The following is a 25,706-nucleotide window of genomic DNA, read 5'->3' as shown; positions in this document are numbered from 1 at the left end:
CGTGGGGCTTATGAACACGAGTCGTGATCAGTTTCCATTACCGGAGGACCTGAAGGTCTTTCTTACCGTCGTTCGGAAAAACGGCTTTGCCAGTGCCGCACAAGCGCTGGGTTATTCACCGGCCTATATCAGCAAGCGCATTTCGGTACTGGAAGCGACGCTCGCCACGCGCTTGCTGCACCGTACCACCCGGCGTATCGCCCTGACCGACGATGGCGAGCGTGTACGGGTGTGGGCCGAAAAGCTGTTGGGGGATTTCGAGGAGTTTGTCGGTGAAATCGCCCAGGCGCGACACCAGCCCAGCGGCGCTCTGCACATCTGCAGCAGTTTCGGTTTTGGTCGCAACCACGTCGCACCGGCCATCGGCAAACTGTCGCAGGCGTATCCCCGGCTCGACATCCGCCTGGACGTATTCGACCGCGTCGTCGATATCGTCGGCGAAGGCTTCGACCTGGAGATACGCGTCGGTGACGACCTGCCGGACCAACACCTGGGGCGCAAGCTGGCGAGCAATCGGCGGATACTCTGCGCAAGCCCGGAGTATCTGCAACGGCGGGGCATCCCGCATTCGCTGGAAGAGCTTGACGCCCATGATTGCCTGGTGCTCAAAGAGCGCAATAACGCCTTCGGCCTATGGACGCTGACCCGGGATGGCGAGGAGGCAACGGTACGTGTCGGCGGCCCGTTATCATCCAACAGTGGCGAGATCGTTCTGGAGTGGGCGTTGAGCGGCGGCGGGATCCTGCTGCGCTCGATGTGGGACGTCAAGCCGCTGCTGGAGCAGGGGCGGCTGGTCCAGGTGCTGCCAGACTATTCGCAAAGCGCCAATGTCTGGGCCGTATACCCGACCCGGCTCAGCCAGTCGGCCAAGCTGCGGGTATGTGTCGAGTTTCTCGAGGAATGCTTCCGGGATTTGTCGGCTGGTTAGACGTAGTGGCGTCCTCTGTGGGAGCGAGCCTGCTCGCGAAGGGGCCAGCCCATCCAACATCTTCAGTGGCTGACACGCCGCCATCGCGAGCAGGCTCGCTCCCACATTGGATTTTCGACAGGCACAGATTTCACAGCCTACATGGAACCCCTGTGGGAGCGAGCTTGCTCGCGAAGGGGCCAGCCCATCCAACATCTTCAGTGACTGACACGCCGCCTTCGCGAGCAAGCTCGCTCCCACATTGTAATTTTCGACAGACCCAGACCTCGCGGTATACATGGAACCCTTGTGGGAGCGAGCCTGCTCGCGAAGGGGCCGGCCCATTCAATATCTTCAGTGGCTGACACGCCGCATCGCGAGCAGGCTCGCTCCCACATTGGATTTTCGACAGGCACAGATTTCGCAGCCACATGGAGTCACTGTGGGAGCGAGCTTGCTCGCGAAGGGGCCGGCCCATCCAACATCTTCTGTGGCTGACCCGCCGCCTTCGCGAGCAAGCTCGCTCCCACATTGGATTTTCGACAGGCACAGATTTCACAGCCTACATGGAACGCCTGTGGGAGCGAGCCTGCTCGCGAAGGGGCCAGCCCATCCAACATCTTCAGTGACTGACACGCCGCCTTCGCGAGCAGGCTCGCTCCCACATTGGATTTTCGACAGGTGCAGATTTCGCAGACCACATGGAGTCATTGTGGGAGCGAGCTTGCTCGCGATGGGGCCAGCCCATCCAACATCTTCAGTGGCTGACACGCCGCCATCGCGAGCAGGCTCGCTCCCACATTGGATTTTCGACAGGCACAGATTTCACAGGCTACAGGGGAAGGCCGGACCTACCAAAACCAGGTCAACCCCAATCCCTACAACCAAGGATTCTCCGCCAAATGCCGACGCTCGAACTGGCGAATCTGCTCGGCACGCTGGAGCGTTGCGCCAATGGCATCCAACCCCAGCAGCAACGACTCCTTGCGCAGTCCGTCAATCTCGAACGCCATAACGCTGCCGTCCGCCAGCTCAATGCGCTGCTCGGGAAGGTTGACGCTGATAGCGGCCGTTTCCGCGTGGCCAACGAGTTCGGCAATCTTTTTCCACTGGACCTCGGCAAGCTCAATCAGCAGCACCCCGTTTCGCTGGCAATTGTCGTAGAAGATCCCGGCGAAGCTAGTGCCAATCAGCGCCCTGATCCCTACCTGCTTCAAGCCCCAGACCGCATGCTCACGGCTTGAGCCACAGCCGAAGTTTTCGCCCACCACCAGAAACGTCGCATCGCGCCAGCCAGGTTGATTGAGCACGAAATCCGGATTGGCGACGCCGGGCTCGCGCCATCTGAGGTCAAAGAACAGGCCCCGGTCCAGCCCCTGGCGGTCGATGCCCTTGAGGAACTGCTTGGGCATGATGACGTCGGTGTCGATGTTGGCGGCCAGCAGCGGGGCGGCGATGCCGGTTACGGTGTCAAAGGGTTGCATCTTCAGGCCTCCGGGAGCAGTGAGCGGACGTCAGTCAGGTGACCGGTTATCGCGGCGGCGGCGACCATGGCCGGACTCATCAGGTGAGTGCGCGCGCCTGCGCCCTGGCGTCCTTCGAAATTGCGATTGGTGCTGGATGCGCAGCGATCGCCTGGCGCAAGCACGTCGTCGTTCATCGCCAGGCACATCGAGCAGCCGGACTGGCGCCATTCGAAACCGGCGTCGCGGAAAATCGCCGCCAGTCCTTCCTCTTCGGCCTGGTCGCGCACCGCGGTGGAGCCGGGCACGATCATCGCCCGCACATGAGCCGCGACCCGTTTGCCGCGGACCACCCGTGCCGCGTCGCGCAGGTCTTCGATGCGCGCATTGGTGCAGGAGCCGATGAAGGCATGGCTGATCTCCACTTCGCCAAGGGGCATCCCTGGCGTCAGCCCCATGTAGTCCAGCGCCCGTTGCAGACCCTGGCGCAGAATCGGGTCGGGCTGCGCCGCCGGATCCGGTACCTGGCCGCCAATCGGCGCTGCCTGGTCGGGGCTGGTGCCCCAGGTCACCATCGGCTCCAGCGCAGCGACATCGAGGCTCACTTCCCGATCGAATACCGCGCCCTCATCGCTGCGCAAGTCCCGCCACTTGGCCACGGCCTGTTCCCACAGCTCTCCCCGAGGCGCACGGGGTTTGCTTTGCAGGTAGGCGAAGACTTTGTCATCCGGCGCCATGAACGCGCCCCTCGCACCCGCTTCCACGGCCATGTTGCAGATGGTCATCCGCGCTTCGACGCTGAGGGCGCTGATGACCGGGCCGGTGAATTCGATTGCGTAGCCCGTAGCGCCCGAGGCGCCGATTTTTTCGATCAGCGCCATGATGACGTCCTTGGCGGTGACGCCCGCGCCGAGGGCGCCATCGACCGTGACGCGGAGGGTTTTCAGGCGCTTGTAGACCAGCGTCTGGGTGGCCAGCAAATGTTCGATTTCAGAAGTACCGATGCCGAAACCGAACGCCCCGAGCGCACCGTAGGTGGTGGTGTGGCTGTCGCCAGCGGCGATGACCATGCCCGGCAGGATGAAGCCTTGCTCGGGAGCGACGACGTGCTCGATGCCCTGGCGCTTGTCGAGCACATCGAACAGTTCGATGCCGAAGTCGCGGCAGTTTTCGGCAAAGTAGGACACCTGCCGGGCGCCGCCCGCATCCGGCATGGCCGCGATGCGTTGAGGCGTGGTCGGGTTGACGTGGTCAACCACCGCGAGGGTCGCGCTGGGGCGCCAGACGCTGCGGCGGGCTTCGCGCAGGCCGCTGAACGCTTGCGGGCTGGTGTATTCGTTGGCGACCTGACGGTCGATGTACAGCAGCACGTGGCCCTGATCATCCAGCGGGCAAACGGTATGGCTGTCGATGTGTTTCTGATAGAGCGTTCTCGGGCTGTTCATTTTCGCGCGCTTCTTGTCCTGGCGGGGCTTGCTGTAAACAGCATATTCCCCGCCCTGAAAGCATCAAGCGCGCAAAAGTGAAGGCGTTGCACACGAGTCGTGATCAATCACCCAAGGGGCGGCCATCAACGTCGTCCAGTCCGGGTGCTGACGTCTACCCATACGGCCAGGACCAGAATGCTGCCTTTGACAATCATCTGCCAGTAGCTGTCGACGTCGAGCATCGACATGCCGTTGTCCAGGCTGGTGATGACCAGAGCGCCAAGCAGCGCACCGTAGACCGTCCCGGAGCCGCCGCGCATGGAGGTGCCACCGATGAAACAGGCAGCGATGGCGTCGAGCTCGCCCATGTTGCCGGCCGAGGGCGAGCCGGCCGCCAGGCGCGCGGTGTTGACCATGCCGGCGAGGGCGCACATCACGCCCATGATGCCGAAGATCCAGAGTTTCACCGCTTGCACGTTGATGCCGGACAGGCGGGTCGCTTCCATGTTGCTGCCCACGGAATAGACACGCCGGCCGAACACGGTCTGGCTGGTCACGTAGCTGAACACCCCCAGCAGGACCAACAGCAGCAGCACCGGAACCGGAATCCCGTCGTAGCTGTTCAGCGTGTAGACGAAGCCGGCCAGCACTGCGCCGATCAACACTACCCGCACCACATCACGCACCAATGAATGGGCTGCCAGGCCGTGCAAGGCGCGATTGCGGCGTTGTTTCCAGGTCAGGAACACCGTCAGGGCGAACAGCACCACGCCAAGGCCCGTGCCGACCGCATGGGGCAGATAGCCCTGGCCGACATAAACCAGCTCCGGCGATACCGGGGCGATGGTGGTGCCGCCGGTGATGCCCAGCAGAATTCCGCGAAACGCCAGCATGCCGCCCAAGCCGACGATGAACGAGGGGATGCGCAGGTAGGCGGTCATGTAGCCGTTGGCGAGGCCGATGACCAGCCCGCACAAGGCGACCAGGCTCAGGTTGGCCAGTAGCGGAATGTGATAGACCACATCGAGAATCGCCGCGAGCCCACCGAGCAAGCCCAGCAGCGAGCCCACCGACAGATCGATCTCGCCGCTGATGATCACCAGCACCATGCCGCAGGCGAGGATTCCGGTGATGGACATCTGCCGCAGCAGGTTGGAGAGGTTGCGCGGAGTCAGGAATCCGCCCTCGGTCTGCCAGCTGAAGAACAGCCAGATGACCGCCACGGCAATTACCAGGGCGAGCATTTTGTAGCGGGTGAACACTTGTTTGACCTGATTCATCTACGCGGATTTCCGATCATTGTTGTCAGGGGCTTCGGGATGGCTGAGCGCGGCCGCAAGCACCTGCTCCTGGGTCAGTTCACGGTTGACGAAATCGCCGCGCAGCTGGCCGTCGCCAATCACCAGCACGCGGTCGGACACCCCGAGCACTTCGGCCAGCTCCGAGGACACCATGATGATCGACACGCCTTCGGCCGCCAGCGCGCCCATCAGCTTGTAGATCTCGTACTTGGCACCCACATCCACGCCTCGGGTGGGCTCGTCGAGAATCAACACCCGTGGCTTGGTCAGGAGCATCTTCGCCAACACGGCTTTCTGCTGGTTGCCGCCGGACAGGCTGGTGATCGGCAGGAACGGGCTCGCGGTCTTCAGGTGCATGCGCGAGATCTCCCGGTCGATGCTGCCCAGTTCGGCCTCGGCATCGATCCGGGTCATCTTCGAGAAGTTCTCCAGCACCGCCAGGGTGATGTTCTGGCCGACGCCCAGGTCCGGGATGATGCCTTGGCGCTTGCGGTCTTCGGGAACCATGCACAGGCCGGCGCGGATCGACTTGAGCGGCGTGCTGCTGTCGATCCGCTGGCCGTCCAGCCAGACCTCGCCTTCATGGCGTCCGGGGTAGGCGCCGAACAGGGCCGACACCAGTTCCGTGCGACCGGCGCCCACCAGCCCGGCGATGCCGAGAATCTCGCCGCGCTTGAGGACAAACGAAATGTCGTCGACCCGTTTGCGCCTGGGGTTGTCGACGTCGTAGCAGCTGATATGGCGTGCCTCGAAAATCACCTCGCCGATCTCGTGGGGTTCGGTGGGGTAGAGGTTGCTCATTTCCCGCCCGACCATCTGCGTGATGATCTTCGGGATATCCATGTCGGCCATGGCGGTGGTCGCGATGTGTTTGCCATCGCGGATGACCGAAATGGTGTCGCACACCGCCGCCACTTCATCGAGCTTGTGGGAGATATACACGCAGGCCACGCCCTTGGCCTTGAGGTCGCGGATGATGTCCAGCAGCACCTCGATTTCCGAGCGGGTCAGGGCCGAGGAGGGCTCGTCGAGGATCAGCAGGCGCGCCTGTTTGTTCAGCGCCTTGGCGATCTCGACCAGTTGCTGGTAGCCACCGCCGTACTGCGAGACCGGCAGCGAGACGTTCATGTCCGGCACCTTGAGTTCACGCATCAGGGCTTCGGCGCGATGGATCATCGCCGGATAGTTCATGCGCCCGCCGGGCAGGGTCAGCTCGTGGCCCATGAAGATGTTTTCGGCCACTGACAGGTCGGGGACCAGCGTAAGTTCCTGATGGATGATGACGATCCCGGCGGCCTCGGTTTCGCTGATCGATTGGGCTTTCAGCGGCTGGCCGTCCCAGAGGATTTCGCCCTCCCAGGTGCCATAGGGGTAGACCGCCGAGAGGACCTTCATCAACGTGGATTTGCCCGCGCCGTTTTCACCGCACAGGCCGACACACTCTCCCGGTCGGACCTTGATGTCGATGCCGTTGAGGGCTTTGACACCGCCAAAGGTCTTGACGATGCCGTTCATTTGCAACAGGTATTCGGACATGGCGAGGGCTCGTAAAAAAAAGGGCTCACAGGCGGCGTTGAGGAGCACCACCCAGCCCTGTGGGAGCGAGCTTGCTCGCGATGAGGCCGTCACATCCGACACCAATGTTGACTGTCAGGCCGCCATCGCGAGCAAGCTCGCTCCCACAGGGACTGTTTGGCAAAAAGTCCCCGGGCTGCGCTTTGGTCACTGCCCGGCGATCTGCGCCTTGGTGTAGAACCCGTCCTTTTCCAGCAGGTCGATGTTGTCCTTGGTCAGCGCGGTGGGCGTGAGCAGGATGGTGTCGACCTTCTTGTTGCCGTTGTCGTACTGTGAGCTGTAGGTGGGTTTCTCGTTGCGCGCCAGTTGCACCGAGAGCTTGGCGGCTTCGGAGGCGATCAGTTTCAGCGGCTTGTAGACCGTCATGGTCTGCGTGCCGTCGATCACGCGCTTGACCGCCGCCAGGTCGGCGTCCTGGCCCGAGATCGGCACCTTGCCGGCCAGCTTCTGCGCGGCCAGGGCCTGGATGGCGCCGCCGGCGGTGGCGTCGTTGGAGGCGACAATGCCATCGATCTTGTTGTTGTTCCGGGTCAGGGCGTTTTCAACGATGCTCAGGGCTTCGGTGGGGTTCCATTCCTTCACCCATTGCTGGCCGACAATCTTGATGTCGCCCTTGTCGATGGCTGGTTGCAACACCTTCATCTGGCCCTCGCGCAGGATCTTGGCGTTGTTGTCCGTAGGGGCGCCGCCCAGCAGGAAATAGTTACCCTTGGGCGCTGCCTTCAGGACACCGCCGGCCTGCATCTCGCCGACTTTTTCGTTATCGAAGGAAATGTAGGCGTCGATGTCGGCGTTGAGGATCAGCCGGTCATAGGACACCACCTTGATTCCGGCCTTCTTGGCTTCGGCGACGGCGTTGGTCAGCACGGTAGCGTTGAACGGCACGATGACGATCACATCGACGCCCCGGGAAATGAGGTTTTCGATCTGGGAAATCTGCTTCTGCTCGTTGGCGTCCGCCGATTGCACGTAGACCTTGGCGTCGAGTTTTTCCGCCGCCGCGACAAAGTAGTCACGGTCGCGCGACCAGCGCTCCAGGCGCAGGTCGTCAATGGAAAAACCGATTTTCGGGTGGGTCGCGTCGGCCATGGCCGGAAGCGACAGCAGGGCGAGGGCGCCGGCGAGCAGGGTACGTTTGAAGGTTTTCATGGTGGTGCGTCCTTTTATTGTTTTTTGAAAGACACTGCCTGACGATGAACATGATGCCGGTAGAACTGTAGAGACTTGTCCTGCGTTGTGGGCGCAGATTTGTCGCGCGAATGTAACAACCTCCCTGCGCCCATGAAGGTTGCCTGCGGTCAGGGGTAGATGAACCGGTTGACGACGTTTTCGAGCATCTCCTGCCGACCGCTGACGGCCTGCGGATCCAGATCGTTGGTGAACGCATGCTCGGCCAGTGATTCGAGGCTGAAGTCGCCCGCCAGAACCGCCTTGCCGAACGGCTGCTGCCAGCCGGCGTAGCGCTGGTCCTTGAATTTCTGCAGTTGATCGTTCTGCACCATGGCCGCTGCGCGTTCCAGGGACAGGGCGAGCACGTCCATGGCGGCGACATGACCGTGGAACAGATCGACGTCGTCGACGCTCTGGCGGCGGACCTTGGAGTCGAAGTTGAATCCGCCGTTGCCGAAGCCCCCGGCCTTGAGGATTTCATAGGTGGCGAGGGTCATTTCCTCGACGCTGTTGGGAAACTGGTCGGTGTCCCAGCCGTTCTGCGGATCGCCACGGTTGGCATCGATGCTGCCGAAGATTCCCAGGGAGACCGCCGTGGCGATTTCATGATGGAAACTGTGCCCGGCCAAGGTCGCGTGGTTGGCCTCGATGTTGACCTTGATCTCGTTCTCCAGACCGAACTGTTGCAGGAAGCCGAACACGGTGGCGCTGTCGTAATCGTATTGGTGCTTGGTCGGCTCCTGGGGCTTGGGCTCGATCAGCAGGTCGCCCTTGAAGCCGATTTTGTGCTTGTGCTCAACCACCATGCGCATGAAGCGGCCCAGCTGTTCGCGTTCGCGTGCAAGGTCGGTATTGAGCAGGGTTTCATAGCCTTCACGGCCGCCCCACAATACGTAATTGGAGCCTTTCAAACGCTGAGTGGCGTTCATGGCGCTGAACACTTGGGCAGCGGCGCAGGCGAAGACCTGTGGGTCCGGGTTGCTGGCGGCGCCGGCGGCAAAACGCGGGTTGCTGAAGCAATTGGCGGTGCCCCACAACAGCTTGATTCCGCTTTGTTCCTGATGGCGCTCCAGGTGATCGACCATCTGCGCGAAGTTGTTGCGGTATTCCTTCAGCGATTGTCCTTCCGGCGCCACGTCGGTGTCGTGGAAGCAGTAGTAGTCGATGCCCAGCTTGGAAAAGAACTCGAACGCCGCCTCGGCCTTGCCTATCGCCAGTTCCAGCGGGTCCCCGGCGTGCTGCCACGGGCGCTTGAACGTCCCGGCGCCGAACACATCGGACCCCGGCCAGACAAACGTATGCCAATAGCAGACGGCCATGCGCAGGTGCTCGCGCATGGGTTTGCCGAGCACCAGCTTGTTGGCGTCGTAATGGCGGAAGGCGAGCGGCGAGTCGCTGCCGGGGCCTTCATAACGAATCGGCTCGACATCGGGGAAGTACGACATGGACGGTTTCCTTTTTATTCTTGGCGGTGTCCCGATACTACCGCCGGCCCGCAGGCTGCTGATTATGAAAATCACCAATCGGCAGTTCGATTTTGAGTATTGAGATTCGCCGTTCGCGCGCCTAGTCTGTGTCCATCGGCCCAGGGTAAAAACAATGAAAATCGTCCCGCCCGTTCACCGCATCGCCCTGCTGTTCAACGGCAGCAAGATCTACGACCGCGGCATCATCAGCGGCATCGGCAACTACCTGAGCAGCACGCGCGCGTCCTGGGACCTGTTTCTCGAGGAGGATTTTCACTGCCGGTTGAAAGGAATCGAGCGCTGGCAGGGCGATGGAATCATCGCCGACTTCGATGACCCGCTGATCGGCGAGGCGCTGGCCGGGATCAAGCTGCCCGTGGTGGCGGTGGGGGGCTCGTATCAGGACGAGCGCGCCTATCCGAAGGGCATTCCGTATGTCGCTACGGATAATCACGCGCTGATCAAGTTGGCCTACGCACATCTGATCGAAGCCGGGTTGACGCAATTCGCCTGTTTCAGCCTGCCCGAAGCCCAGGCCAATCGCTGGGCCCAGGAACGGGAAAAGGCCTTTCGCCAGTTGATGCAGCGCGATGGCCTGCCGGCGCAGGTGTACCGGGGCATGGGCACCAGCGCGCCGCTTTGGGATAGCGCGGTCGAGCAGCAGATCGCCTGGCTGCAGAGCCTGCCCAAACCCATCGGCATCATCGCTGTCAGCGACGCGCGGGCCCGGCAGTTGTTGCAAGCCTGCCTGACAGCCGGGATCGCCGTGCCGGAGCAAGTCGCGTTGATCGGCATCGACAACGACCCGCTGACCCGCAGCCTGACCCGGGTGCCGCTCAGTTCGGTGGTGCAGGGCACCGAAACCATGGGCCGGACCGCCGCGCGCCTGCTTCACCAGATGCTGCACGGCATGCCCTCCACCGGCACCCAGGTGTTGATCCCGCCCGAGACGATCAACGTGCAAGCGTCGAGCCTGCACCAGCCACTGGGCAATCCTTATGTCATGCAGGCTTTGTTGTTCATTCGCCAATACGCCTGCCAGGGCATCAAGACCGCGCAAGTGGCGGCGTATGTCGGCGTGTCGCGTTCATCCCTGGAGTCGCATTTTCGCAAGGAGCGTGGTTGCAGCGTCCATGACGAGATCCTGCGCTTCAAGCTGGCGGCGGCGGCCAGCGGGTTGGAGAACACCGAGCTGGCGATTGCCGATATCGCCCGCGATTGCGGCTTCAAGTCGGCGCAGTACCTGCACACGGTGTTTCGTCGCGAATTCGGCTGTACGCCTCGGGGATTTCGCCAATCAGTCGGATAGCCAGGTACTCATCACCCGCCGATCCAGTTCCTCCCAGTCCGCCATGCCCAACACCCGGGTAGTGTTCAACCCCCGCAGATAACCGCGCAGTTGATTGGCCGTGTCGCGCTTGAGCAGCGGGTCGATTTCGGCATTGCTCAACAGCACGCTTTCGTACTGGACCAGGTACTCCGCGACCCGCTCACGGAAGTCGGGCAGTACCGCGTCACGAATCAAGTCAAACGTTCTCATCCCGTTCCCCATCCTTATCCGGCTTGCAACTATTGCTACGAGTAATAGTGACCATTACCAAATGCAAGTTCTGCTTTGCGGGCAATCATTGGAAAATCAGCGCCATCGAGACGCAGCCCAACGTTTTTATTTTCAGGACCGATCCATGCGCCCTTTATTTCTACTGTCCCTGGCGTTTTCCCCGCTGTTATTGGCGGCATGTGCCTCGGCACCGAACGATCCGACCCTGACCTTGCAGACCAGCAAGACCCCGGCCGAATACGCTGAATGCGTCGTGCCGAAGTTGCAAGGCAGCGCTTTGAACCCGATGGTCTCGCAGAGCCAGCGCAGCTACCGCATCGTCGTGCCGAGCAAGATTTCCGCGGACAACGTGCTGGAAGCCTACAAGGCCGGCAGTGGCGGCAAGGTGTTTGTCTACGAGCGCCATCTGCTGGCGTCCAACCTCCTGCCTTCGAGTTTCGAGCGCGCCGCACAGGAATGCATCTGACCGGCCCGTAAACGCTTTTCTCCGTGCTCCTTTGGTTGGCCGCAACCAACCAATTCCCTTGCCCCGCACCGTCTTCGGTCGCGGGGCTTTTTTTGTCCAGGGACCTCGGATACCTTGATGTGAAAGAGTTGCCGATGCAAATTCGCCCCGCATGAAGGACCGAAATGACCATGCTCCCTGCGTACTCCGCGCCATTCGCCCTGGCGCTTGCAGCCTTTTGCGCACCTGCGCAGGCCGCGACGTGGCAGATCTGCGATATCCAGCTGCACGTCACCGAAGTGGTGAAACGGCCCACGCCGAAGCTCCAGGCCCAAGTCCTGAAGGCGCGCCCGGCCTCGCCCGGTGTGGAATGCCCGGAAGAGGGCGCGGTGATCAGCTTCATTCCGGAAACCGCCGACTACCAGGCCACGCTGCCACGCCGCAAATGGCCCGGGAAAGGCCAGGCGATCCGGATCAAGTACCGCTATCTGGATGGGATCTGCAAGGGCGACGGCAACGACCATCCTTGCCGTATCGAGCATTATCCGTTTGTGGCTCGATGAAAAAGTCGCCCCTCGAACATCCACAACTACCGTGGCTGGATTGAAAGCGCGTACCAATGATCCAGCCCGGAGGCGTCTGGTGGCGTAGGCTCCACCAGAAAACCACCACGCTCGTCCTCATCAGTCGGAGCATTCACAACGCCAGGTCCGGGTCGGAATCGCTGTGCTTCTGGCCTACCGGGTCGCTGTTGGTCGGGGCGTTTGACTCGGCGTTGCCACGAATATCCGGAGGCGGCGCCAGTTTTAGCACGTCGCTGGTGTATTTCCATGCCTCGTAGACACGTTCAGGATCATCGTTGAGCCGCGTCCCGTAGCTGGGAATGATCTGATGCAGTTTTTCCTGCCAGGCCGGGGATGCAACCTTGTCCTTGAAGACCCGCTGCATCACTTCCAGCATGATCGGGGCCGCCGTCGATGCGCCAGGGGATGCACCCAGCAGGCCGGCAATGCTGCCGTCCTGGGAGGCCACCACTTCGGTGCCCAGCTTGAGCACGCCACCTTTTTCTTCATCGCGCTTGATCACCTGCACGCGCTGGCCGGCTTGCCAGAGGCGCCAGTCTTCCTTCCTGGCCTGGGGAAAATATTCCTGCAAGGCCTTGAACCGATCATCGTCGGAAAGCATGAGCTGGCCGGCCAGGTATTCAACCAGCGGGTATTGCTCGATGCCTACTTTGGTCATCGGCCAGATATTGTGCGGGGTCATGCTGGTGAAAAGGTCGAAGTACGAGCCTTCCTTGAGGAATTTGGTGGAGAAGGTCGCAAACGGACCAAAGAGGATGACCCGCTTGCCATCCAGCACGCGGGTGTCCAGGTGCGGCACCGACATTGGTGGCGCGCCGGCGGAAGCGATGCCGTAGGCCTTGGCCATGTGTCGCTCGGCAATGCCAGGGTTCTCGGCGACCAGGAACGAGCCGCCGACCGGGAATCCGGCATAGTCGTCTGCCTCCGGGATGCCCGATTCCTGTAGCAGATGCAGTGCGCCGCCACCGGCGCCAATGAATACGAACCGGGCGTCGGTGGTGGTCGTTTCGCCGTCCTTGAGGTTCTTGTATTCCACGCGCCAGGTACCGTCGTCATTGCGGGTGATGTCGCGCACCTCGCTGGAAAGCTTCAGGCTGAAGTTGGGTCTGCTCTGCAAGTAGCTGACGTACTGGCGGGTGATTTCGCCAAAATTCACATCGGTGCCGATCGGCGTCCAGGTGGCCGCGAGCTTCTGGTTCGGATCGCGGCCTTCCATCATCAAGGGCACCCATTTCCTGATCTGCTCCGGGTCTTCGGAGTATTGCATCGGCCGGAACAACGGGCTCGCTTGCAGCGCCTCGTAACGTTTCCTGAGGAACTTGATGTTGTCGTCGCCCCAGACAAAACTCATGTGGGGGGTGGAGTTGATGAACGAGGGAGGGTTCTTCAGTACATTGTTGCGCACCTGCCAGGCCAGGAATTGGCGGGTGATCTGGAAGGCTTCGTTGATTTCGATGGCCTTGGTAATGTTGACGTTGCCCTGGTCGTCCATCGGCGTGTAATTGAGCTCCGCCAGTGCCGAATGCCCGGTGCCGGCGTTGTTCCAGCCGTTGGAGCTTTCTTCGGCCACCGCGTCCAGGCGCTCGACCATTTCCATCGACCAACCAGGCTCAAGCTCGTTGAGCCAGATGCCCAGCGTCGAACTCATGATGCCGCCGCCCACCAGCAGCACGTCGACCTTCTTCGTTTCCGCGGCCTGAGCCCCGTTGGCGCCTGATAAGAGGGCAGCGCCCAGCAGGAGCGCCGTAATGATTCTGTTCATAGTTCCATCCTCGGCGACCCGAGGAGTCGCTCGTTGACCAATTGACGCAACCGACCTTGTGTTGACCCGCAGGGAGAAAGGACTGTTCAGCAACCTGGCGGGAGCGAGTGACGAAAGGCACCCTGGCCTTCGCAGCGGAGGGTTTGACGACCCGAGGGAGACGCGGCATAGTGTGCTCGATTGTGTATGTTCATGCTCGTTTATGCAGGTTTAGCTGTCATGAGTGCTACCCACGAAGTGTTTCCCGGCGAACGCCAACGCTTGATCAGCGAGCGGCTTGCCCTGTATGGCCGGGTCATCGCGGCTGATCTGGCCAGCGAATTCAACGTCTCTGAACATTCGATACGCCGAGACCTGGGCACATTGGCGGCGGCGGGCTTGTGCAAGCGCGTCTATGGCGGCGCGATTCGCCTGCCGGCCGCCGAAGCGCCGATCGATGTGCGGATCCACCAGGATCCAGCGCGCAAGGATAGTCTTGGCCAGGCGGCAGCCGCGCTGCTCAGCGCAGGCCAGCATGTATTCCTGGATGCCGGCTCGACCAACCTGGCCATTGCCCGTGCCATCGACCCGGGGCTGCAATTGACCCTCAGCACCAACTCCCCGCTGATCGCGGTGGAACTGATGAAGCTGCCCCGCGCCGAGGTCATCCTGCTCGGCGGTCGCATGAACCGCGTCGCGGGCGGGGCGATCGGTCTGGCCGCCGTCCAGCAATTGCGCCAGTTCAATTTCGACTTGTGTTTTGTCGGGGCCTGCGCCATCGACCCGGACAATGGCGTCACGGCGTTTGGCCTGGACGACGCCGAGTTCAAGCGCGCGGTGGTCGCGGCCAGCGGTCAGGTGGTGGTGGCGGTGACCAACCAGAAGCTGTCCAGCGTCGCTCATTATCAAGTGGCTTCCTGTGAAGAGGTGACCACGCTGGTGGTGGAGCAGGACGCGCCCCAAGAGCGACTCGGCCCCTTTTTCGAGCGAATCTCCAAAGTCGTGAGGGCGGTCGAGAAGCAATAACGCAAGGCAAGGGGATTCGACCCATTGTCCGCCAGGCGATTTACGTCTAGTTTGCTGGCCCATCATAAGTACAAAAGTCAGGAGTCATCGATGCAACCGATTCGTCTCGGCCTGGTGGGCTACGGCAAGATCGCCCAGGATCAACACGTTCCCGCCATCCAGGCCAACCCCGCGTTCGAACTGGTGGCGGTCGCCACGCAAGGCAAGCCCTGCGCCGGTGTGGAGAATTTCCAGTCCTTGGGCGAGTTGCTGGAAAACGGCCCGCACGTCGATGCAATTGCCTTTTGCACGCCGCCACAAGGGCGATTCGGCCTGGTCCGGCAGGCGCTGGCGGCCGGCAAGCATGTGCTGGTGGAAAAACCGCCCTGTGCCACCCTGGGCGAAGCGATGGCGCTGGTGGAGCACGCAAGCGAGCAAGGCGTCAGCGGCCTGTTCGCCTGGCATTCGCGTTACGCCCCGGGCATCGAGGTTGCCCGGGACTGGCTCGCCAGCCGCACGTTGCAAAGCGTCCGGATCGACTGGAAGGAAGACGTGCGCAAATGGCACCCCGGCCAGGCGTGGATCTGGCAACCGGGCGGCCTCGGGGTCTTTGATCCGGGCATCAACGCCTTGTCGATCGTCACCCATCTGCTGCCGCTGTCGCTGTTCGTCGAGTCGGCCGAGCTGCGCGTTCCGGACAACTGCCAGTCGCCGATTGCCGCGAGCATCAGGCTGTCGGATGCCCGCCATCTCGATATCCGCGCCGAATTCGATTTCGACCATGGCCATGATGAGCTCTGGAGCATCGAGATTCGTTGCGCCGAAGGCGTCTTGCGACTGGACAACGGCGGCGCGTTGTTGAGCATCGATGGCATGCGCCAGGCGGTGTCGGAGGAGGGCGAGTACGCGGCGGTGTATCGGCATTTCCAGCAGTTGATCGGTAACAAGGCCAGCGACATGGACCTGCAACCGCTGCGCCTGGTTGCGGACAGCTTTTTCGTCGGCAGCCGGACCTTGGTCGAGCCGTTCTACGACTGAATGACGAGCGTGCCCATTCTCGTGAGGGGATGGGCACGCGGCCTGCTATTGATGTATTTCGGCAACCGACATGGTGAAGACCAGCTTCGACTTGCCGGCGTTGGAATACGTGTGCGCCACGTCGGTTTTCGCGACCGCCGAGCTACCGGCGTGGACGAGCAATTCCGTTTCTCCCACCACGCATTTCAGCGTGCCTTTTTCTACATGGAACAGCTCAAGCGTGCCTTGAGGGTGTCCGGCCGAGGCGAAGGTTTCGCCGGGAAACATCTCCCAGCGCCACAGCTCGATCATGTTCGGGCCTGGCGTACCGGCCAGCAGGCGCGCGCTGCCTCCCAGCTCTCCGGTCCAGAGCGTGGGAATGTCCTGGCTGTCGATGACATGGGCCGAAGGCGCTTCTGCCACATTGACGATGTCGGCCACCGAAAGGCCCAGCGCCGCGGCGATCTTGCACAGGATGCCGATGCTCGGGTTGGCCGTGCATTTCTCGATTTCCACGACCATCCCTTTGCTCACGCCCGAGCGCCGGGACAGTTCGTCCAGCGTGATTTTCTGAGTCTTGCGTGCCTGCTTGAGCGTGCGCGCAACGGCCAGGCTCACCGCGTGGGCGTCCGCGCCAGGGACGGTCGATAGGGGGTTGTTCAGGGGCATCACCAGGGATCGCGACAAATGTGCCAGGGATTCTCGGCGTTTGGCGAGGACCGCGTCAATCGGCTCATCACACTTTGATGACCAAAAAGTCGATATATTGACTTTGGCGGCCGGCGGTGACTAGCATGAAAACCGATTTTGAATTGCTGGAGAATGCTGATGCTGTCGGTACAGCCGTTGATCGACCAAGCCGTTGCCGAGCTGGCGCCGGGGTTCAGGGCCCTGAGCATCGTCGCGTTAGCTGCGCCGCTCACCGAACCCGACGTCGCCCGCGCGGCGCTGGAGCGAGCTTGTCAATCGGTGCTGGCGGGCGGGCCGGCCTGGGCGGAGGCCCATTTGCAGCAGTGGGCGCAGACGTTCCGACTGTTTGGTGCCAAGCCGCAACGCACGCCTTGTTCAGCCGAAGCGTTGCGCAAGCGGGTATTGCGCGACGGCGGCTTGCCGAGCCTTGATCCCGTCGTTGACCTCTACAACGCCATCAGTCTCGAATACGCGATCCCGGTGGGCGGGGAAAATATCGAGGCGTACGCAGGCTCGCCGCGACTGGTGATTGCCGAGGGTGGCGAACCGTTCGATACGATGAAAGAGGGGGCGCCTGCCCATGAATATCCCGACGCCGGCGAAGTGGTCTGGCGCGACGACCAGGGCGTGACGTGCCGCCGCTGGAACTGGCGCCAGGGCGTCAGGACCCGCTTGGACGCGGAGGCCCGGCAGATGTGGTTCATCCTCGAAAGCCTGCCGGCGATGCCGCTCGAAGCGCTGACCGAAGCGGGCGACAGGCTGATAGAAGGCTTGCAGGCGATGATGCCCGGCGTGCAGATCGAGAGCATGCTGATCGGGCCCGGAAGTTGAAGAAGGCTCGGTTGAACGCTCTTGTGGCGAGGGAGCTTGCTCCCGCTGGTCTGCGCAGCAGACCCAACCCAGCCAACGCAGTCATTCAGGCATATCGCATCGACCGGCTGACGACTGCTGCGCAGCCGAGCGGGAGCAAGCTCCCTCGCCACAAGGGGGTGTCAGTCAGTCCAGGTCTTGCGCGCTATGCCGCTCCGGCAACTGGCTCGCTTCGTCGCCCCAGGTCCGATTGACGCGCTGTCCGCGCACCACGGCGGGGCGCTTGGCGATTTCCTCCGCCCAACGCTGCACGTGGGTGTATTCGTGGGCCGCGAGGAACTCGGCCGCCGAGTACACGTTGTTCCGCACCAGCTGGCCGTACCAGGGCCAGACCGCGATGTCGGCAATGGTGTACTGGTCGCCGGCCAGATAGCGCTTTTCAGCCAGGCGACGATCCAGCACATCCAGTTGGCGCTTGGCTTCCATGGTGAAGCGATTGATCGGGTATTCCAGTTTCTCCGGCGCGTAGGCGTAGAAATGTCCGAAGCCGCCACCCAGGTAAGGCGCCGAGCCCATCTGCCAGAACAGCCAGTTCAAGGTTTCGGTGCGCCCGGCCGGATCGCTCGGCAGCAGCGCACCGAATTTTTCTGCCAGGTACAGCAGGATCGAACCGGACTCGAACACCCGGATCGCAGGTTCGACGCTGCGGTCCAGCAGGGCCGGGATCTTGGAATTCGGATTGACCTCGACGAAACCGCTGGAGAACTGGTCGCCTTCGCCGATGCGAATCAGCCAGGCGTCGTATTCCGCGCCGGTGTGCCCGAGCGCCAGTAGCTCTTCGAGCAGGATGGTCACTTTCACGCCATTGGGCGTTGCCAGCGAATAGAGTTGCAACGGGTGCTCGCCGATCGGCAGGGTTTTTTCATGGGTCGGTCCGGCGACAGGGCGGTTGATGCTGGCGAAGTGGCCGCCCGAGGGGGCTTCGTGCTTCCAGACTTTGGGCGGGACGTAAGACGCTTGGCTCATGGGACGTACCTTATCGTTTGAATGCGCTGATCCTGAAGCGAAGCCATAGCACATTTGCGCTATGGCTCAGGTCGGGGACATGGACTCTAATCTATGGGCGCTCTGTCAGGCAGACAAGGGCCGTTGAAAATATCAGTCGGATCGACAGGGAGCAGTCTTGAACATCACATCGGCAAGCCATCCTGAAGCGAATACCCAAGGGCACAGGCGCGTCGCAAGAGGCTTGGCCATTGTGCTGATCATGACCGGTGCGTCGGCGGCGTACGCCGCAGACACCTCATCCGCCGACTGCACCAACGAAGCCGACTTCCGGCCCGGGACCGTGGTGCATTCCGAAAGTCGCGACAACCTGTCGCCCGCCACCAGCCGCAGCAAAACCGAGACGCTCGGGCGTGAAGCCTTTGCCGGAGCCGATCCGGTGGTGACCTTGCACACCTCGTACTTGAACAACGCGCCGTTCTTCCTGACCAAGACCTATGCCGAGATCAAGGACGGCAAAATGATTCGGTACGGTGACCGGCATGGCGACGGGGCTTCATTGGTGACCACCACCTATGACCCGCCGCCCGGCACGCCACTGGACCTGCAGCCTGGCCAGACCGTTTCCGTCAGTTATAAAGGCAAGGCCCACAGCGCCGGCGGGACGGTTGAATTCGAGGTTTCCGAAAAGCTGACCTATAACGGCCGGGAGACCATCACGACGGCGCTCGGGACGTTCGACACTTGCAAATTCACCAACGAAATCACCACCGGGGGCGCCGCGAGGCAGGTCGCCGTGGTGCAGAACTGGTTCCCGGTGGAGGGACCTTATCGCGGCCAATCGATCAAGTCGGTCACGCCGGCCTTCAACGGGGTGCCCGAAAGAGTCAGTGAAATAACCCAGATGAAGTACTCCACGCGGTGACGTTGTACTTCAGAGGTTATTTTCTTTCGGCAAACAAAAGTAAGCAGATACAGACTTTCTTGACGTCAAAAGATAATTCCTGCGTACCGTTTCAGTCTCCGGATTATTCGCCGATAGCCATTTGAGGTCCGGTTGATTTCCAGATTCTGCCGAGGGTACGTCATGTTTAACACCGCATTGAAAAATGAACTGACGGCCAGGACGGCCGAATTGGCAACCTATAAAGGACTGGTTGGCGCGCTGGAACGGTCGATGGCCGTGATCGAGTTCAGCCCCGACGGCAAAGTGCTGCGCGCCAACGAAAATTTCCTGAAGACGATGGGGTACCGCGAGGACCAAATGGCGGGCCTGTCCCATCGCAATTTCTGTACGCCCGCGCTGGCTGGCAGTGCTGAATATCGTGAGTTCTGGGACCGGCTGCGGGCCGGTCAATTCGTTTCCGGGACTTTCCAGCGGGTCAGCGGGCAAGGTCGAAATGTCTGGCTGGAAGCCAGCTATAACCCGGTTCTGGACGAACACGGTAAAGTCGTGAAAGTCGTCAAATATGCACTTGACGTCACCGCCCGGGTTGCCAGTGATGCGGAGATCCGGGGCCGGCTGGCGGCACTTGATCGGGCCATGGCGGTCATTGAATTCGACCTGGGCGGCAACATATTGACCGCCAATGACAACTTCCTGCACACGATGAATTACTCCCTGGCGGAGATCAAAGGCAAGCATCACCGGTTGTTTTGCGAAGCGGGCCTGGTCAACAGTTCGGAATATGGCGATTTCTGGCGACGCCTCAATGCCGGTGAGTTTTTCACCGGACAATTCAAGCGGGTCGGCAAGCACGGCAAGGTGGTCTGGCTGGAAGCCAGTTACAACCCGGTCTATGACGCCGAAGGCAAGCTGAGCAAGATCGTCAAGTTCGCCAGTGACATCACCGAACGGGTGGAGAAGTTCGAAGAAGACTCACGCGGTGCGTCCCGTGCGTACCACATTTCCTCCGAGACCGAGAGAGTCGCCGAGCAGGGCGCCCAGGTGATCCAGCAGACCGCCAGGGAAATGCGCCAGATCGCCGAGAACATCGGCGCTTCCGCGCGCCTGGTCGGGCAACTGGGTGCGCGCTCGGAGGAGATCACCGCCATCGTCAACACCATTCGCGGCATCGCCGACCAGACCAACCTGTTGGCGCTCAACGCGGCCATCGAGGCGGCGCGGGCGGGCGACCAGGGCAGGGGCTTCGCGGTGGTGGCCGACGAAGTCCGGCAACTGGCCGGGCGCACCAGTCGCTCCACGTCGGAGATCGCCGAGATGATCGGCATGATCCTTTCGGAAACCCGCGACGCCGTCGCCAGCATGAGCGTGACTCAGGAAGGCGCATTGCGCGGGGTGACCCTGGCGGACCAGGCCGGATCGGTGATCGTACAGATCAGGGCCGGGACCACGGATGCGTTGGAGGCGGTGAGCATGTTCGCCTCCAAGCTCGATGAATCCGAGGTCATTCCCAAGACGGCGATTGGCTGGGTCGGCTGATTACCTGCTCCGGTTCACAAGGACGTGACGGAATACTTGTCAATCCGACGCGGTCTTCATGGCCTTGACCTGATCAAGCAACACCGATCGTAGCTCTGGCGGTCGAACCGGCTTGGCGAGCACCGAAATGTTCAGGCTCTGTAGCGAATGGCGTATTCGCTCGATCTCGTGCCCGGTGATCACCAGCGCCGGAACTTCCCAGCCGCGCTGCTCGCGTATCGCCGCAATGCACTCGGAACCGGACACTCTGGTGCCGAGGTCGAAATCGGCAATGATGATGTCGCAGTCACTGGTCAACCCTTCGGCGTCGCTGTGGGTTTCGACCTGGCAGCCCCATTTTTCAAGCAGCGCCGACGTCGCCATCAAGACGTTCGCGTCGTCCTCGACCAGGCACACCCGCAGCCCGTCAAGGCGGTTGTAGGTTGCGGGCGTCCTGGCTGTCACTGCCTGTGGTGCCGCTGGCGCCAGTCCGCTGATCGCCACTCGGGTGCCTTGCCCGACCTTGGAGCGAATGTCGATTTCAACATTGAGCAACTGGCTGATGCGCTTGACGATGGAAAGCCCGAGGCCTAGCCCCTCGACATCTTTGTCGCGCACATGGCGCACCCGATAGAACTCATTGAACACGTCGGGCAAGTGTTCTTCGGCGATGCCGCGCCCCTTGTCATATACCACTATCGCAAGGCCCTTGGCCCGACGCCGCACGCCGACCAGTACTGGTTGGCCCGGCGCGTATTTAAGGGCATTGGACAGAAGATTCTGGACCATCGTGGTCAATAGCCCCGCGTTTACGGTCACCCAATAAGGGCAGGCGCGCAGGCGCAGCTCCACGCCGGCCCATCGAGCCGCTTCGGTGTTTTGCCTGACTACATCCTGAAGCAGCTCTCCCAGGTGCACCGTCTCGGCTTGTGGCGCGAGCTTGCCGTGGTCCAGCGTGTAGATGTCCAGAATCGAACGAAACAATTGCGACACGGTGTGCAGCGAACGGTCGATGTTGTCCACCAGTCGTAGCTCCTCCAGCCCCAGCCTGGCATCACGCAGGCAAGCGGTAAACAGGCCGATGGAGTGGATGGGCTGGCGCAAGTCATGGCTGGCCTGGGCCAGGAAACGCGATTTCTCCTGGTTCGCGGCAATCGCCTCTTCCGAAGCAATGCGCGTGCGTTTGAGCAGAATGTGCGCGTAGGCCGGAACCACGATGGTGGTCACGATCAACATCAGGAACATGTAGGGCTGCGTGCGCCAGAATGGATTGAGGGAAAAAATCAGCACCAGGGTTACCAGCGCGATGGCCGTCGCCAGCGCCAGATAGCGTGAGCCAAAGCGCATCCCGTTACCCAGGGTGACCCACAACAGCGCGGCGTAGATCGGGAGTGCGCCTTCGCCTCCCAGGACCATGGCGAAGGCAATCCCGGTGTAGTCATGGACCATCGCGAAAAGGCGTCGCCAGAAAAAGTGTCCCGGATAACGCTGGATGATCATGCGCAGAAATACCGACGCGACGATGAAAGTCACGATGTAGATAATGATTGGCAGGTAACTCGTGGCTTCGCCGGGATGGAGGCCTGCCAATACCACGATGTATAACAGTGCGCAGGCGCTGACGGTCAGGCGTAACGTAGCCTAGTCGAGTTCGCTGTTCTTTTCCAAGGGCCTTCAACCTTCCGCTAAGGGTGGACGCTCCCGGGGCGGCCTCGGTTGGCGTATGAGGTGCCTCTGGGACGCGCTATCAGGTAGGCAAATCATAGACAGGAAATGACTCGACCTGCCTCATCCGAGCGAGGCGTTGGACGAGCAGGTGGCCTGAAATGGGTTGGGCCGTCTCAGAAACATCAGAGGGCGGCCATGGAGTGGCCGCCCTCTGATGGTTGAACAGGAACCCCGACGGGGTGTGGGTGAAGGGGGATGCTGCCCTGGCACGCTGACCAGGGCGTGAATCGAAGCCTCAATAAACCCGGTAATATTTCACCACGTCGTCGATAAAATAAATCGTCAAGACGGTGCCCTGGGTCTGGCTCTGGCCTTTTCGTTGGCCCGTCACGCTGCCGACGTCGTTGGCGACGCCTTGTGCCTTGGAGATCTGGGCCGAGGTGTCATACATCTTCAGGCTCGTCTCGGTCGAGACATATTTGTGAGCCAGCTTCATGTATTTATCCAGGCCTTCTTCCCTTTTGTCATACGTCCAGTTCGACTCATTGCTGGTGCTGGTTGAATCAAGTTCCTCGCTCACCGGTGCGCCGAACATCTGAGTGATCTGGCCTTTGGTGGTCTTGCCCGGAATGATGGTCTGCTTGAGATAAGCAATGTCGTATTTCTGTGCGCCGGGGTTCAAGGCGCCCATCAAGTCACCGGTATTGGTACAGCCGGCGAGTGCCCCGGCCAGTAAGCACAGTGCCATTCCGTTCTTGAGTGTTTTTCCATAATTGAAAGACATAAGACTTACCTTGAGTGGTTTTCAGGACCGTTCCATTTCGCGGACGAGCGAAGTTGACCCAGCATGCGCAACCTGTTGGCTATTTTTCTCGACAGTGCACGAAACGCCATCCACAACCCGTCGACGCGCGCTTTAATGCGCGCGCGATGGCGTGAAGTTTAATTAGCTTGAATGTTGGCCATTAATGGCGTGTTGACAGCTTAGGCGGAGGATAATGCTGAAGGCTATAGTACAAGTGTGCTATGGCCTGGCTCGCGCGCAGGGCGGATAAAGTCTTATGTCGCGCACGCTTGGTCGGTGCTTCAGGTTTGATATTTACCCGGCCATTTATCAACGCTCGGGTCATTGGCGAATTGAGCGGCAGCCGCCGCGCGGGTAGGGACATCCAGCGCCTTGAGCAAACCTGAGACATGGATCCGGACGGTAAAGGGCGAAATCCCCAGCTCCTTGGCGATTTCCTTGTTGGTCTTGCCGGCGGCGATCAGGCCAAGCACTTGTCTTTGCCGTGCGGTCAGCTGGGAAAGTGCAGTTGATTGGACATCAGCAAGTATCGAGTTTTCCGTCTGGTATTTCACGACCACTTCGCCTTCACGAATCGCCATCAGGGCTTCGGCGATGCCGGCGGGGTCGATGTTCTTGCCAATAAAACCGTCAGCCCCCAACGCCATGACCTGGTCAATGACGTCGATGTCTTCGACCATTGAAACCACAATGATCGAAGTGCGTTTGAATTCATGGCGCAATTGCTTGATGACGTCGAGCGACTTGATGCCCGGAAAGCGCAGATCGAGAATCAGGGAATCCACTTCTGCTCCGGATCTGGCCAGCGACAGTACTTCCTCGAGATTACCCGCCTGTTCGATTATTGCTGTCGGAAGAAGCCTTTCAATGGTTCTTAACATACCCTCGCGAAACAAGGGGTGGTCATCGGCTACTATCACTCTGCAGGTCATGCGCAAGATCCTCCTGATCTTCCAGTCCCGCGCATCGTACCTTAAACGAAGGTGTCGGGTTTCAAGTCTGGAACAAACTTTCATGTTGGGAAATGGATTTGAATATGACTGAAAAGAACAGCGAGCTGGACCAGGCTACATTGAGATTGACGGTCGGGGCTTGTGCCTCGTTATATGTCTTTGTCGTTGCGAGTCTTCCCTCCAGCGATTTTGCGACCTATGTACCGATCATGTGGTACATGACCTTTTTCTTCGGCGTCGCGATTCCGTTGCGCATGGCGATCAAGCGCTGGCCGGGACATTTCTTCTGGCGCCGACTGTTCGCCATGACCCTCGACTACGTAAGCCTGGCTTATGCGCTGTTCGTCGGCGGGGAGGGCGCGCTGCCGTTGTACGCTGCCGTGCTGTGGGTCACGCTGGGCAACGGCATGCGTTTCGGTACGCGCTACCTGACGATCGCGACGTTGATTGCCTTGGCCACGCTGGTGGCGATTTTCCTGTTCACGCCGTTCTGGCGCAGTCAGCCTTTCCTGTTCCTGACCTTGATAGTGACGACAATCGTCGTGCCGGCCTATGCCCACGTCCTGCTGACCCGCACACGCATCGCGTCGGAAGAGGCGATCGCGGCGAATCAGGAAAAATCCCGTTTCCTTGCCCAGGCCAGCCATGACTTGCGCCAGCCGATCCACTCGATCGGCCTGTTCACCGCCTGTCTGCGCGACGCCAGGCTGGGCCGGGAGGAGCTACGGTTGGTGGATAACATCGACCGATCGCTGCATATCGTCTCGCAGCTGTTTCGTTCGATCCTGGACATCTACACCCTCGACAACGGTCAGCTTGAGCCGCAAGCCGAGCCGGTCAACCTTGATGTGCTGCTGCAGGACGTGGTCAAGCAGAACACCGAAGCCGCCCGCTGGGCCGGCGTCGAACTGCGCTTGCGGCCTTGCAGGCATTGGGTCCAGGTCAATGCCGGCCTGTTGGCGACGATGGTGCAGAACCTGATTTCCAACACGCTCAAGTACGCCCCCGGCCAACCGGTGCTGATCGGTGTTCGTCCGCAAGGCAGCGGCCTGTCGATCGTCATCTATGACAAGGGCCGGGGCATTGCCGCCGAGCACCTGCCCGAGGTGTTCAAGGAGTTTTACCGGGTGCGTCATGTGCGCGACAAAGACGTCGAAGGGCTGGGCCTGGGATTGTCGATCGTCAAGCGCATCAGTCATCTGATCAACCTGGACATCCGCCTGGATTCGAGGCTCGGCAAGGGCACTCGCGCCATGATCCAGGGCCTGGAAAGGATCGCGCCCGGAACCACCGTGGACCGGCCGGTTGCGCCACAGAACCGTTTGCAGGGTTTGCGGGTGTGCCTGGTGGAAGACGATTCCAACGTGTTGATGGCGACGTCCGCGTTGCTGGAGAAGTGGGGTTGTGTCGTCGAGACCCACAGTGACGGCGTCGGCGTGAGCAGTGACTGCGACATCATCATCGCGGATTTCGATCTGGGCCCCAAAGTGTCTGGCGCCGAGTGTATCGCAGCGATTCGTGAGCAGCGCGGCTGGGAGGTGCCGGCGATGATCATGACCGGGCATGAGATCGAGCGCATTCGCCATGCGCTGCACCACATGAACATCTCGATCCTGGCCAAGCCCGTGCGCCCGCCGGAGTTGCGCACGACCCTGCTTGAACTGACGAAGAATTTTGCCTGGAGGATCTAG

The 25,706-nt window shown here is 61.1% G+C and carries 23 protein-coding genes and 1 pseudogene; 11 read left to right on the top strand and 13 right to left on the bottom strand.

What is annotated here, in order from left to right; genetic code table 11:
* Window positions 1-10: 10 nt before the first annotated feature.
* Window positions 11-928, top strand: coding sequence for a LysR substrate-binding domain-containing protein (locus PSH78_RS14580; protein WP_305494976.1), 918 nt, complete (start codon window positions 11-13; stop codon window positions 926-928).
* 857 nt (window positions 929-1,785) lie between these two features.
* On the opposite strand, the gene leuD is transcribed toward PSH78_RS14580, so the two are convergent.
* The 6 genes from leuD to xylA form a co-directional block, all read right to left on the bottom strand.
* Window positions 1,786-2,391, bottom strand: a complete 606-nt coding sequence (leuD, locus tag PSH78_RS14575) for a 3-isopropylmalate dehydratase small subunit (protein ID WP_305494974.1) — start codon at window positions 2,389-2,391, stop codon at window positions 1,786-1,788.
* 2 nt (window positions 2,392-2,393) lie between these two features.
* Window positions 2,394-3,815 (bottom strand): 3-isopropylmalate dehydratase large subunit, encoded by a 1,422-nt coding sequence (gene leuC, locus PSH78_RS14570; RefSeq protein WP_305494972.1) that lies wholly within the window; start codon window positions 3,813-3,815, stop codon window positions 2,394-2,396.
* A gap of 125 nt (window positions 3,816-3,940) precedes the next feature.
* The gene (locus PSH78_RS14565; protein WP_305494970.1) at window positions 3,941-5,077 is read right to left on the bottom strand and encodes a sugar ABC transporter permease; all 1,137 of its coding nucleotides are present in this window, start codon (window positions 5,075-5,077) and stop codon (window positions 3,941-3,943) included.
* Window positions 5,078-6,634 carry a D-xylose ABC transporter ATP-binding protein gene (gene xylG / locus PSH78_RS14560; protein WP_305494968.1) on the bottom strand — a complete coding sequence of 519 codons (1,557 nt, stop codon included), beginning with the start codon at window positions 6,632-6,634 and terminating at the stop codon, window positions 5,078-5,080. It lies immediately after the preceding gene.
* A 186-nt stretch (window positions 6,635-6,820) separates the two neighbouring features.
* Entirely contained in the window at window positions 6,821-7,822 is a 1,002-nt protein-coding gene (gene xylF, locus PSH78_RS14555) for a D-xylose ABC transporter substrate-binding protein (protein ID WP_305494967.1), read from the bottom strand.
* A gap of 149 nt (window positions 7,823-7,971) precedes the next feature.
* Entirely contained in the window at window positions 7,972-9,288 is a 1,317-nt protein-coding gene (gene xylA, locus PSH78_RS14550; protein ID WP_305494965.1) for a xylose isomerase, read from the bottom strand.
* Between the two features lie 154 nt (window positions 9,289-9,442).
* Here xylA and PSH78_RS14545 point away from each other — a divergent pair, with 154 nt between their 5' ends.
* The gene (locus PSH78_RS14545; protein WP_305494963.1) at window positions 9,443-10,618 is read left to right on the top strand and encodes a XylR family transcriptional regulator; all 1,176 of its coding nucleotides are present in this window, start codon (window positions 9,443-9,445) and stop codon (window positions 10,616-10,618) included.
* Here the strand turns inward: PSH78_RS14545 and PSH78_RS14540 are convergent.
* Complete coding sequence (locus tag PSH78_RS14540; protein ID WP_305494962.1) at window positions 10,607-10,849, bottom strand: hypothetical protein; 243 nt, start codon at window positions 10,847-10,849, stop codon at window positions 10,607-10,609. The two genes, PSH78_RS14545 and PSH78_RS14540, sit on opposite strands and share 12 nt — an antisense overlap.
* A 145-nt stretch (window positions 10,850-10,994) precedes the next feature.
* Here PSH78_RS14540 and PSH78_RS14535 point away from each other — a divergent pair, with 145 nt between their 5' ends.
* Both PSH78_RS14535 and PSH78_RS14530 read left to right on the top strand, forming a co-directional pair.
* Complete coding sequence (locus tag PSH78_RS14535) at window positions 10,995-11,336, top strand: hypothetical protein (RefSeq protein ID WP_305494960.1); 342 nt, start codon at window positions 10,995-10,997, stop codon at window positions 11,334-11,336.
* 164 nt (window positions 11,337-11,500) lie between these two features.
* Window positions 11,501-11,878 carry a hypothetical protein gene (locus tag PSH78_RS14530; RefSeq protein WP_370870919.1) on the top strand — a complete coding sequence of 126 codons (378 nt, stop codon included), beginning with the start codon at window positions 11,501-11,503 and terminating at the stop codon, window positions 11,876-11,878.
* Window positions 11,879-12,011: 133 nt separating this feature from the next.
* Here the strand turns inward: PSH78_RS14530 and mqo are convergent, their stop codons facing one another.
* Window positions 12,012-13,661 carry a malate dehydrogenase (quinone) gene (gene mqo, locus PSH78_RS14525; RefSeq protein ID WP_305494958.1) on the bottom strand — a complete coding sequence of 550 codons (1,650 nt, stop codon included), beginning with the start codon at window positions 13,659-13,661 and terminating at the stop codon, window positions 12,012-12,014.
* 219 nt (window positions 13,662-13,880) lie between these two features.
* On the opposite strand from mqo, the gene PSH78_RS14520 reads away from it, so the two are divergent.
* Together PSH78_RS14520 and PSH78_RS14515 are read left to right on the top strand one after the other, a co-directional pair.
* Window positions 13,881-14,666 (top strand): DeoR/GlpR family DNA-binding transcription regulator, encoded by a 786-nt coding sequence (locus PSH78_RS14520; protein WP_305494956.1) that lies wholly within the window; start codon window positions 13,881-13,883, stop codon window positions 14,664-14,666.
* 90 nt (window positions 14,667-14,756) lie between these two features.
* Window positions 14,757-15,683, top strand: a complete 927-nt coding sequence (locus tag PSH78_RS14515) for a Gfo/Idh/MocA family protein (protein WP_305494954.1) — start codon at window positions 14,757-14,759, stop codon at window positions 15,681-15,683.
* Window positions 15,684-15,728: 45 nt separating this feature from the next.
* Here the strand turns inward: PSH78_RS14515 and PSH78_RS14510 are convergent, their stop codons facing one another.
* On the bottom strand, window positions 15,729-16,331 hold the full coding sequence (locus PSH78_RS14510; RefSeq protein ID WP_305494952.1) for a helix-turn-helix domain-containing protein: 603 nt from the start codon (window positions 16,329-16,331) through the stop codon (window positions 15,729-15,731).
* A 159-nt stretch (window positions 16,332-16,490) separates the two neighbouring features.
* On the opposite strand from PSH78_RS14510, the gene PSH78_RS14505 reads away from it, so the two are divergent.
* Window positions 16,491-17,183 (top strand): B3/4 domain-containing protein, encoded by a 693-nt coding sequence (locus PSH78_RS14505; protein WP_305494950.1) that lies wholly within the window; start codon window positions 16,491-16,493, stop codon window positions 17,181-17,183.
* A 165-nt stretch (window positions 17,184-17,348) separates the two neighbouring features.
* Here PSH78_RS14505 and yghU read toward each other — a convergent pair whose 3' ends face one another.
* Window positions 17,349-18,188 carry a glutathione-dependent disulfide-bond oxidoreductase gene (yghU, locus tag PSH78_RS14500; RefSeq protein ID WP_305494948.1) on the bottom strand — a complete coding sequence of 280 codons (840 nt, stop codon included), beginning with the start codon at window positions 18,186-18,188 and terminating at the stop codon, window positions 17,349-17,351.
* A 241-nt stretch (window positions 18,189-18,429) separates the two neighbouring features.
* Here yghU and PSH78_RS14495 point away from each other — a divergent pair, with 241 nt between their 5' ends.
* The 3 genes and pseudogenes from PSH78_RS14495 to PSH78_RS26650 all read left to right on the top strand — a co-directional run bounded on the left by PSH78_RS14495 (window position 18,430) and on the right by PSH78_RS26650 (window position 20,610).
* Entirely contained in the window at window positions 18,430-19,092 is a 663-nt protein-coding gene (locus PSH78_RS14495) for a hypothetical protein (RefSeq protein ID WP_305501265.1), read from the top strand.
* 162 nt (window positions 19,093-19,254) lie between these two features.
* Window positions 19,255-19,974: pseudogene (locus tag PSH78_RS26655) on the top strand (PAS domain-containing protein); the annotation flags it as partial.
* 51 nt (window positions 19,975-20,025) lie between these two features.
* Entirely contained in the window at window positions 20,026-20,610 is a 585-nt protein-coding gene (locus PSH78_RS26650; RefSeq protein WP_370871124.1) for a methyl-accepting chemotaxis protein, read from the top strand.
* Window positions 20,611-20,649: 39 nt separating this feature from the next.
* On the opposite strand, the gene PSH78_RS14485 is transcribed toward PSH78_RS26650, so the two are convergent.
* From PSH78_RS14485 to PSH78_RS14475, 3 genes are all read right to left on the bottom strand, one after another.
* Window positions 20,650-22,218, bottom strand: coding sequence for a hybrid sensor histidine kinase/response regulator (locus PSH78_RS14485; RefSeq protein WP_305501263.1), 1,569 nt, complete (start codon window positions 22,216-22,218; stop codon window positions 20,650-20,652).
* 334 nt (window positions 22,219-22,552) lie between these two features.
* A complete protein-coding gene (locus tag PSH78_RS14480) occupies window positions 22,553-23,041 on the bottom strand; it encodes a hypothetical protein (RefSeq protein WP_305494945.1) in 489 nt (162 codons plus the stop codon).
* A 302-nt stretch (window positions 23,042-23,343) separates the two neighbouring features.
* Window positions 23,344-23,994 (bottom strand): response regulator transcription factor, encoded by a 651-nt coding sequence (locus PSH78_RS14475; RefSeq protein WP_305494944.1) that lies wholly within the window; start codon window positions 23,992-23,994, stop codon window positions 23,344-23,346.
* Between the two features lie 104 nt (window positions 23,995-24,098).
* On the opposite strand from PSH78_RS14475, the gene PSH78_RS14470 reads away from it, so the two are divergent.
* Window positions 24,099-25,706, top strand: a complete 1,608-nt coding sequence (locus tag PSH78_RS14470; protein WP_305494943.1) for a hybrid sensor histidine kinase/response regulator — start codon at window positions 24,099-24,101, stop codon at window positions 25,704-25,706.

The sequence above is a fragment of the Pseudomonas sp. FP198 genome (assembly GCF_030687895.1).
In the GTDB taxonomy this organism is placed as follows: Bacteria; Pseudomonadota; Gammaproteobacteria; order Pseudomonadales; family Pseudomonadaceae; genus Aquipseudomonas.
The sequence above is the reverse complement of the archived record's forward strand: the minus strand, read 5'-3'. Positions and strand labels throughout refer to the sequence as shown.